Here is a 6,082-nt window from a genome sequence, read left to right as displayed (position 1 = left end):
CGCCCTCCCACGCCTCGCTCGCCCGGCGCGCCGCCTCCGAGTGGACGAGGGCCGCCGTCGCGGCGAGATGCGTGATCGCCGAGGCGTCGCGCGCGAGTCGCTCGTGGTGCGTGGCCGCGAGTGCGCCGATGATGCCGCCGAGGACGTCCCCGGTGCCCGCGCTCGCGAGCCAGTGCGTCGACGCCGTGACCGTGAACCGGATGCCGTCGGGGTCGCACACGTGCGTGACGGCTCCCTTCAGGAGGACGGCGACCTGGAGCTGGTGCGCCGTGCGCTCGGCCCATCCGGCCGGATCGGCGTCGATCTCCTCGACGGTGCACGCGGTGTCCCGGTCGTGCAGCAGCCGGGCGAGCTCGCGGCTGTGCGGCGTGATCACGGTCGGACCCGTGTGGGAGCCCACGAGGTCGAGCCCTCCGGCATCGAGGACGGACGGCAGGCCCGATGCCAGTGCGTGCTGGAGTTCGCCGGCGAGCCGGAAGGAGCGATTGGTCGAGTCCATGCCCGAGCCGAGGAGCCAGGCCTGCACGCGTCCCGCCACGGCGACGGTCTCGGGTCGGGCGGCGAGCACCGCCCGACGCACCGCCCGCGGACCCGTGAAGCGCACCATGCCGACCCCGGCGCGGTGGGCGGCCTCGACGCCCAGCACGGCCGCACCGGGATAGTCGGCCGAGCCCGTGATGACTCCGAGGACCCCTCGGCGGTACTTGTCGTCGCCCGCGCCCGGCTCGGCCAGCCAGTCGGATGCGTCGTCGGCGGTCCATTCTCGCCAGGTCCCGGTTGCCATGCTCCCAACGATAGGTTGATGGGCATGCCTGCGACCATTCCCTCGCCGATCGCCCTGTCGCCCCGAGTGGTCGTGTTCGACTACGGCGAGGTGATCTCGCGTTCGCCGTCCGATGCCGATCGCGCCGCGCTCCTGGCGAGGGCCGGCATCGCGGTCGACGGCGCCGAGGCGTTCTGGACCGCGTACTGGGCGCATCGCGACGAGCTCGACCGCGGGACGCTCGCGATCGCCGACTACTGGGCGAGGGTGGCCGACGACCTCGGCGCGGACTGGACCGAGGTGGACCGCCACGAGCTGTGGGCGATCGACCACCGCGGCTGGCTCAGCGTGGACCCCGCGACGCTCCGCATCCTGCACGCGCTCCGCGCGGGCGGGACCCGCCTCGCGCTGCTCTCCAACGCCGGGGCCGACTTCGGCGGCTGGCTGCGCCACGGCTCGTTCGCGCCGCTGTTCGAGGCGGTCTTCGTGAGCGGCGAACTGGGCATGGTGAAGCCCGAGGGCGAGATCTTCCGGCTGGTGATGCGCGAGCTCGGCATCACCGCCGACCAGCTCCTGTTCGTCGACAACAAGTCGGTGAACGTCGACGGCGCGATCGCGGTCGGCGGTTCCGGCCACGTGTTCACGGATGCCTCCGGCCTCGAGTCGTGGCTCCGGGGGCTCGCCGAATGATCCGCGACGACCGAGCCGTGGCCGAGGAGCACGACGCACCGGCCCTCTTCCGCCCGATCCGGATCAGGGGTCTCGAGATCCGCAACCGGGTCTGGGTGCCTCCGCTCTGCCAGTACTCGGTGACCGAGCGCGACGGCGTGCCGCACGACTGGCACCTGGTCCACCTCGGCTCGATGGCGGCGGGCGGTGCCGGCCTGGTGATCGCCGAGGCGACCGCGGTGAGTCCCGAGGGACGCATCTCGGACTACGACACTGGCCTGTGGAACGACGCGCAGGTCGCGGCGTGGGCGCGCATCACGCGGTTCATCCGCTCGCAGGGCGCCGCGTCGGGGATCCAGCTCGCGCACGCGGGCCGCAAGGCGTCGGTGTGGCCCGAGACGGTGCGGGGGACCGGGTCGCAGCCGCTCGACGAGGGCGGCTGGACCACGGTGGCGCCGTCGGAGATCGCCTTCGACGGGCTCCGCACGCCGGTCGCGCTCGACGAGGCGGGCATCCTCGGGGTGATCGAGGAGTTCCGCGCGGCCGCTCGGCGCGCGGTCGAGGCGGGCTTCGACGTCGTCGAGGTCCACGCCGCGCACGGCTACCTCGTGCACCAGTTCCTGTCACCGCTCTCGAACGTGCGAGACGACGGCTGGGGCGGCGACCTCCGCGGCCGGGCGCGCCTGCTCCTCGAGATCGTGCGCGCCGTGCGCGCTGAGATCGGCGAGCGGATGCCGATGTTCGTGCGCTTCTCCGCGACCGACTGGGCACCGGGCGGTTGGGACGAGGAGCAGACCTCGACCGTGGCCGGATGGGCCGCGGAGGCGGGCGCCGACTTGTTCGACATCTCGACCGGTGGGCTCGTCCGCGACGTGCGGATCCCCGTCGGCCCGGGCTACCAGGCCGCGCACGCGGAGTTCGTGCGCGGGCGGGCCGGCGTGTCGGTCTCCGCCGTCGGCCGGATCACGACGCCCGAGCAGGCCGAGCGCCTCGTGGCGTCCGGCGCGGCCGACGCGGTCATGTTCGGCAAGGCGATGATGCGCGACCCGCACCTCGCGCTGCGCGCCGCGAACGAGCTCGGTGCGGGCGCGGCGATCTGGCCGCCGCAGTACCGCCGGGCGAGGCCGGAGGTCAACGACGGCGAGTGGTGAGTCGGACGCTCAGGCGGTCGACCCGGTCAGCATGGCCCGCGCCTCGTCGAGCGAGACGCCGATCGGCGTGGCGAGCGCGATGATATTGCCCTCGCTGTCGTCGAACCATGCTCCGCGCTCGCCGCTCTCGTCGTCGCCCATCCGGGCGACGCCGTCGACGGTCTTGAGCTCGGGGAGGTCGTAGTCGTGGAAGACGACGCCCTTCTCGCGGAGGGCGGCCATGTCGCGGTCGAGGTCGTCGGTCATGATCGAGAAGGCGGTCGCCTTGTTGGTGCCGGCGAACTCCGACTCGTACACGAGGACGGCCGCGGAGCCGATCACGTAGACCGCCCCACCGCCCGTGTCCGTCTGGACCGGATCGAGGCCGAAGACGTCGTGCCAGAACGCCTTCGCCCGTTCCAGGTCGGATGCCGCAAGCACGGTCATGGCCATGGAGTTCTCAAACATGAGACCACCTCATCTCTCGGAGACGGGGCGAGTCTACGCCGACCGGGAGGCGGCCGCCTCACCCCCTCCGGGTGGCATCCTGCACCTCGCCGACGAGTTCCTCGATGATGTCCTCGAGGAAGATGACGCCGGTCGTCCGCCCCTGGTCGTCGAACGCACGCGCCAGGTGCGTCCCGAGGCGGCGCATGCTGGCCAGCGCGTCCTCGAGGTCGGTGCCGTCGAAGATCGAGACGACCCTGCGGACGCGCTTGGCCGGGATCGGATCGTCGAACTCGTCGTCGTCGAGGTCGATGACGTCCTTGAGGTGGACGTACCCGACCGGCTCGCCGTCCGCGCCCGCGAGCACGTAGCGCGAGAAGCCGCGCCGCGCGACCGCGCGCTCGACGTCGCCCGGCGTGGCGTCCGCCGGCAGGCAGACCAATTCGTCCATCTGGACGGCGACGTCGCGCACCTTCTTGGTCGTGAACTCGAACGCCGCGGTCAACGTCCCGCTCGCATCCACCAGCAGGCCCTCGCGGCGCGACTGGACGACGATCGTCTGGACCTCCTCGAGCGTGTACGTCGAGGTCGCCTCGCTCTTCGGCTGCACGCCGAAGAGGCGCAGCACGCCGTTCGCGGTCGCGTTCAGCGCCACGATGACGGGCCGGAAGACCCTCGCGGTGAACACGAGCGGCGGGGCGAGCAGCAGCACCGCGCGATCCGGCAGCGAGAAGGACAGGTTCTTCGGCACCATCTCGCCGAGGACCACGTGCAGGTACGAGACCAGCAGGAGCGCGATGACGAAGGCGATCGTCGACACCACCTCGGGCGACCACCCGGTCAGCTCGAGCGGGACCTCGAGGAGGTGGTGGATCGCGGGCTCCGAGACCGTGAGGATCAGCAGCGAGCAGATCGTGATGCCGAGCTGGCTCATCGCGAGCATGAGCGTCGCATGCTCCATCGCCCAGAGCGCGGTGCGCGCGCTGCGGCTGCCCTGCTCGGCGAGCGGCTCGATCTGCGAGCGCCGCGCGGAGATGACCGCGAACTCGGCGCCCACGAAGAACGCGTTGCCGAGCAGCAGCACGAACAGCCAGGCCAGTCCCGCCCAGTCGCTCATCGGCCCGCCCCCCTCGCATCGTCGCCGACGACGGCCGACTCCCGGGCGGCATCCGCCTGGGTCGGCACCGTCACGGGCGAGAACTGGATCCGGTCGATGCGACGCCCGTCGAGCCGCTGCACGCGGAACGTCCCGCCCTCGACCTCGACCTCGTCGCCGACGACCGGAAGCCGTCCGAGCGTCGCCATCACGTACCCGGCGACGGTCTCGTACGCGCCGTCCTCCGGCACCCGGATGCCGGTGCGGTCGAGCAGCTCGTCGGGCCGCAGGATGCCCGGGAAGCTGACGAACTCCCCTCGCCGGACCACGCCCGCCCGCGTCCGGTCGTGCTCGTCGGAGACCTCGCCGACCAACTCCTCGACGAGGTCCTCGAGCGTCGCGACGCCGGCGGTTCCGCCGTACTCGTCGACCACGACGGCCATCTGGTAGCCGCGGCCGCGGAGCTCGCCGAGGAGCGCGTCGAGCTTGATCGTCTCCGGGACGCGGAGCGCGTCGGACTGCAGCGCGGAGGCCGGCACGACCTCGCGCTTCTCGCGCGGCACCGCGACCGCCTGCTTGACGTGCACGATGCCGACGACGTCGTCGAGGTCCTCGTCGTACACGGGGAAGCGGCTGAACCCGGTCTGCCTGGCCAGCTCGAGCACGGCCTCCGCCGGCTCCGTGCGCTGCACGGCCGCGACGCGCGGACGCGGCGTCATCACGTCGGAGGCGTCGTGCTCGGAGAAGCGCAGCGTGCGCCCGAGCAGCGTCGCGGTGTCCTGCTCGAGCAGGCCGGCGCTCGCCGAACGTCGCACCAGGCTCGAGAGCTCCTCGGCCGATCGGGCGCCCGAGAGTTCCTCCTTCGGCTCGATGCCGACGAGGCGGAGCAGGCGGTTCGCGCTGCCGTTCAGCACGGTGATCGCCGGCCGGAACACCCACGTGAAGGCGGTCTGGAACGGCATCACGACCTTCGCGGTCTGCCGCGGCAGCGCGAGGGCGAAGTTCTTCGGGACGAGCTCGCCGATGATCATCGACAGCAGGGTCGCGACGACCACGGCCGTGATCGCGCCGACCGGCCGGATCAGGGCCTCGGGCAGGCCGATCGCGGCGAGCGGACCCGCGAGCAGCGACGAGATCGCCGGCTCCATCGTGTAGCCGGTGAGCAGCGTGGTCAGCGTGATGCCGAGCTGCGCACTGGAGAGGTGCGTCGAGGTGATCTTGAGGCCCTCGATGGTGAGCCCGAGGCGGGTTTCACCCCTGGCGCGCCGGGCCTCGAGGTCGGCGCGGTCGAGGTTCACGAGCGCGAACTCGCTCGCAACGAAGAGGCCCGTGCCGATCGTGAGGAGGAGTCCGATGCCGAGGAGTACCCACTCAGACATCCGCACCTCCCCGCGCGGTCACGGGCGTGGGTCTATGGCAGGGCGAGGTCGCAGAGGGAGGGTCGTCCATGATCGAGCCAGTATATCGGCGGATGCGGGATGGTCCCCGAGCCGTAACGCCGCCGTCACACGCGCCTACCAGCTGACCGGGAGCGCCTTGCCCTCCTCGTAGCCGGCGGCGGACTGGATGCCCACGAGCGCCCGCTCCCGGAACTCCGGCACGCTGCGCGCGCCCGCGTAGGTGAACGAGCTGCGCACCCCCGAGGTGATCATGTCGAGCAGGTCCTCGAGCGAGGGTCGCAGCGGATCGAGGTAGATCGCCGACGACGAGATGCCCTCCGCGAACAGCTCCTTGCGGGCGAGCTCGTAGGGCGAGAGCCGGCCGAAGCGCTCCTTGACCGCCTTCGTCGACGCCATCCCCCAGCTCTCCTTGAAGACCCGACCCTCGGCGTCGCGACGGAGCGTGCCCGGCGCCTCGATGGTGCCCGCGAACCAGGAGCCGATCATGACGGATGCCGCGCCCGCGGCGAGCGCGAGCGCGACGTCGCGCGGGTACCGCACGCCCCCGTCCGCCCAGACGGCCGCGCCGTGCCCGCGA

7 protein-coding genes are annotated in these 6,082 nt (G+C 72.1%); 2 read left to right on the top strand and 5 right to left on the bottom strand.

All coding sequences use genetic code 11. The features are described from left to right. Positions 1-784 (bottom strand): ADP-dependent NAD(P)H-hydrate dehydratase (locus ESO86_RS09890; protein ID WP_165307609.1); only part of this gene is annotated, 784 nt, incomplete at its 3' end. Between the two features lie 24 nt (positions 785-808). Between ESO86_RS09890 and ESO86_RS09885 the strand changes: the two genes are divergently transcribed. Together ESO86_RS09885 and ESO86_RS09880 are read left to right on the top strand one after the other, a co-directional pair. Next, a complete protein-coding gene (locus ESO86_RS09885; protein WP_129234747.1) occupies positions 809-1,453 on the top strand; it encodes an HAD family hydrolase in 645 nt (214 codons plus the stop codon). Next, entirely contained in the window at positions 1,450-2,583 is a 1,134-nt protein-coding gene (locus tag ESO86_RS09880) for an NADH:flavin oxidoreductase/NADH oxidase (RefSeq protein ID WP_129234746.1), read from the top strand. Before ESO86_RS09885 ends, ESO86_RS09880 begins: the two co-directional genes overlap by 4 nt. A gap of 9 nt (positions 2,584-2,592) precedes the next feature. On the opposite strand, the gene ESO86_RS09875 is transcribed toward ESO86_RS09880, so the two are convergent. The 4 genes from ESO86_RS09875 to ESO86_RS09860 all read right to left on the bottom strand — a co-directional run. Beyond that, positions 2,593-3,030 (bottom strand): VOC family protein, encoded by a 438-nt coding sequence (locus ESO86_RS09875; protein WP_129234745.1) that lies wholly within the window; start codon positions 3,028-3,030, stop codon positions 2,593-2,595. 58 nt (positions 3,031-3,088) lie between these two features. Beyond that, positions 3,089-4,126, bottom strand: coding sequence for a hemolysin family protein (locus tag ESO86_RS09870; protein ID WP_129234744.1), 1,038 nt, complete (start codon positions 4,124-4,126; stop codon positions 3,089-3,091). Next, positions 4,123-5,484 (bottom strand): hemolysin family protein, encoded by a 1,362-nt coding sequence (locus ESO86_RS09865; protein ID WP_129234743.1) that lies wholly within the window; start codon positions 5,482-5,484, stop codon positions 4,123-4,125. The genes ESO86_RS09870 and ESO86_RS09865 overlap by 4 nt, the downstream gene beginning before the upstream one ends. A 135-nt stretch (positions 5,485-5,619) precedes the next feature. Beyond that, the coding region (locus tag ESO86_RS09860; RefSeq protein ID WP_207207084.1) for an IMP dehydrogenase at positions 5,620-6,082 on the bottom strand (463 nt) is incomplete at its 5' end.

The sequence above is a fragment of the Agromyces binzhouensis genome, from assembly GCF_004135055.1.
Taxonomy (GTDB): Bacteria; Actinomycetota; Actinomycetes; order Actinomycetales; family Microbacteriaceae; genus Agromyces; species Agromyces binzhouensis.
The sequence above is the reverse complement of the archived record's forward strand: the minus strand, read 5'-3'. Positions and strand labels throughout refer to the sequence as shown.